The sequence below is a fragment of the Mesorhizobium sp. M7A.T.Ca.US.000.02.2.1 genome (assembly GCF_003996995.1).
Classification (GTDB): Bacteria; Pseudomonadota; Alphaproteobacteria; order Rhizobiales; family Rhizobiaceae; genus Mesorhizobium.
Genome location: NZ_RZTT01000640.1, coordinates 1 through 2375 on the forward strand (window position 1 = coordinate 1; position 2375 = coordinate 2375).

Here is a 2375-nt window from a genome sequence, read left to right on the forward strand (position 1 = left end):
TTGTGAAGCAGGGCAAGCAGTCGGCCATCTGCGAACTCAATCTGGCAGGTCTCGAAGACGTCATTTCGGTGCTTTCGGGCACCACGGCGACGGTCGAGCTGCTGAACCAGATCCGGGCCGAACTCGGCGCGGACACCAAGCCGGCGGATTGGCTGCCGGTATTCCACGACAGGAGGAAGCAGCAATGAGCAAGATGAAAGGGTTGGCCATGGGCATTGCCCTGGCCTTGGGTGCCTCGATGGTGTCGGCGCCGGCGATGGCCAGCGGCGTTCCCACCGTGGACGTGGCGGCGATCGCGCAGATGACCCAGCAGTTCATGGTCCTGCAGGATCAGCTGAAGAACATGCAGAACCAGCTGAAGCAGGCCGAGCAGCAGGTCAGCGCCATGACCGGCACGCGCGGCATGGAAAAGATGCTGCGGAACGAAGCCGAAGGTCTCATTCCGACGAACTGGCAGGAAACGCTGGCTCAGATGAATGGCGGCCAGATCGGTGATCTGGCCAAGTCGATCAAGCAGAACGCTTCTCGCGTGGACAGCAACCTGTTGAACAGGCTGCTTCCGGCCGATTCTGCCACCGCCTCGGACAGCTTCGCCAATTCGGCCGCCAATGCGCAGGCGACTGCCGGCCAGGCGTACGAGCTGAGCGGCCAGCGTTTCGAGCGCCTGCAGCAGCTGATGGATGAAATCGGCAACGCCACGGATGCCAAGGCCATCGCCGATCTGCAGGCGCGCATCGGCGTGGAGCAGGCAATCCTGCAGAACGAGACCATCAAGATGCAGGCCCTGGCGCAGACGGCTTCGGCTCAGCAGGCGATCCAGCAGCAGCAGATGCGTGAAATGACGCTGGATCGCGCTTCCACCAACAACAGCATGCCGTCGGTGAGGTGATCGGATGAAACGCCAGACAGGCTTTGCATGGCTTCTGGCGGGCGTCGCAGTCGGCCATTTGGCCGGCTGCGATTCCGAGCCCGCGCGGTCGGTGGAGTGGTACCAGGCCCATCCGGCCGAACTGGACGCGAAGGTGAAGGAGTGCAGCCAGAAGGCGAAGCTTCAAGCCGACGCCTCCGGCAACTGTGCCCGCGCGATGCAAGCGGGTGTGATGGACAGGCCTTCGGGCAAGAGCCCGTAAGGCGAGGAGGCCGTTATGGCGACAAGTAATCTGCAGCTCTACTCCTGGCTTTACGCGCAGTTTGACAGCGTTTTGACCGGGTACATTGCCCAGACTTCGGGGCAGATCGTCGGTGCCATCACGCCGGTGGCGTACATCATGTTCGGCATTTACATCGTGCTGTGGGGCTTCTCGATGGTTCGCGGGCTGATTGATGAGCCCGTGACGGACGGCCTTTTCCGCCTGCTGAAAATCGCCCTGATCCTTGGGTTTGCGCTGAACACCGGGCGGTATCAGGCCGAAGTGGTCGAGTTCTTCATGAGGACGCCGGATGCGATGGCGAACACGCTGGCGCTTCGCGGCACGGCCGCCTCCGGCGACCTGTCCACGTTCCAGACCCTGGACACGCTCATCAACCGGGTGGTGGACGTGGCGCGCACTGCGTGGAACGAGGCTGGCGTGTTCAACGGCAACATGGGCATGTACCTCGCGGCTGCGATGGTGCTGGTGTTCGGCCTGCTGTTCTGTGCTGCAGCAGGGATCATCGTGCTGGTGGGCAAGATCGCCATGGTGCTGCTGCTGGCGCTGGGGCCGATTTTCATCCTGATGACGATGTTCAAGACGACCCAGCGTTTCTTCGACGCGTGGCTCGGCCAGGTCATCAACTACATGCTGCTGCTGGTCCTGGCTTTGGCCGTGGTCACGATGTTCCTGTCGATCATGGAAATCGTGGTTCAGAACGCCGGCGACAAGATGATGGCGAAGTCCACCCTCGAAGCTATCGCGACCATCACCCTCGTTTCCATCTGCTGCACTGCGCTGCTGTTCCAGGTCGGGCCGATTGCGAGCGCTCTCGCTGGCGGTGTGGCGTTGGCCACCACGGCCGCCGTGGGCCGTGCTGTCGGTAGCGGTGCGGCTGCTGCTGGTAAGGGCGTGGCGATGGGCAAGGCCGGTTTGTCGGCTGCTAAGGGACCTGCGGGTCTTGCGCTCTACGCGGCGTCCAAGACGGTGGGTGGGATGTTCCGCGCGAGCAACGCGATCCGGCGCGGTTAGCAGGATTTCCGCAGTTTTTCCAACTACCTAACAGGTGAATTCATGCGTTTCATTTGCGTTTTGCTGGCTGCTCTGAGCCTCGCCGGATGCGCTTCCTACCGCAACCGTCCGGCCCAGCCCGACAGCAACTACTGGCCCATCAACAAGCAGATCCCGCAGTCCGGAGAACAGGCGAATGGCTAAGGCGACCGAAGAAAGGAACGACAATATGCC

General features: G+C 62.1%; 5 protein-coding genes. 4 read left to right on the forward strand and 1 reads right to left on the reverse strand.

Features of this window, described 5'->3' with window-relative positions; translation table 11 throughout:
• The 4 genes from EOD15_RS36065 to EOD15_RS32895 all read left to right on the forward strand — a co-directional run.
• Positions 1-188: hypothetical protein (locus EOD15_RS36065; protein ID WP_185929144.1), on the forward strand; the 188-nt coding region annotated here is incomplete at its 5' end.
• Positions 185-889, forward strand: coding sequence for a type IV secretion system protein (locus EOD15_RS32890; protein ID WP_127409223.1), 705 nt, complete (start codon positions 185-187; stop codon positions 887-889). The genes EOD15_RS36065 and EOD15_RS32890, both read left to right, overlap by 4 nt.
• Positions 890-893: 4 nt before the next feature.
• Positions 894-1130 carry an EexN family lipoprotein gene (locus EOD15_RS36360; protein WP_206618717.1) on the forward strand — a complete coding sequence of 79 codons (237 nt, stop codon included), beginning with the start codon at positions 894-896 and terminating at the stop codon, positions 1128-1130.
• A gap of 15 nt (positions 1131-1145) precedes the next feature.
• Entirely contained in the window at positions 1146-2162 is a 1017-nt protein-coding gene (locus tag EOD15_RS32895) for a type IV secretion system protein (RefSeq protein ID WP_127409224.1), read from the forward strand.
• Between the two features lie 27 nt (positions 2163-2189).
• On the opposite strand, the gene EOD15_RS36365 is transcribed toward EOD15_RS32895, so the two are convergent.
• Positions 2190-2375, reverse strand: a 186-nt coding sequence (locus EOD15_RS36365; RefSeq protein ID WP_210212217.1) for a hypothetical protein, incomplete at its 5' end; no start/stop codon positions are given.

What these genes read in the sequence shown, in the direction of transcription:
- EOD15_RS32890 (WP_127409223.1), top strand. Translation starts at nt 185, where the DNA reads ATGAGCAAGATGAAAGGGTTGGCCATGGGCATTGCCCTGGCCTTGGGT.
- EOD15_RS36360 (WP_206618717.1), top strand. Translation starts at nt 894, where the DNA reads ATGAAACGCCAGACAGGCTTTGCATGGCTTCTGGCGGGCGTCGCAGTC.
- EOD15_RS32895 (WP_127409224.1), top strand. Translation starts at nt 1,146, where the DNA reads ATGGCGACAAGTAATCTGCAGCTCTACTCCTGGCTTTACGCGCAGTTT.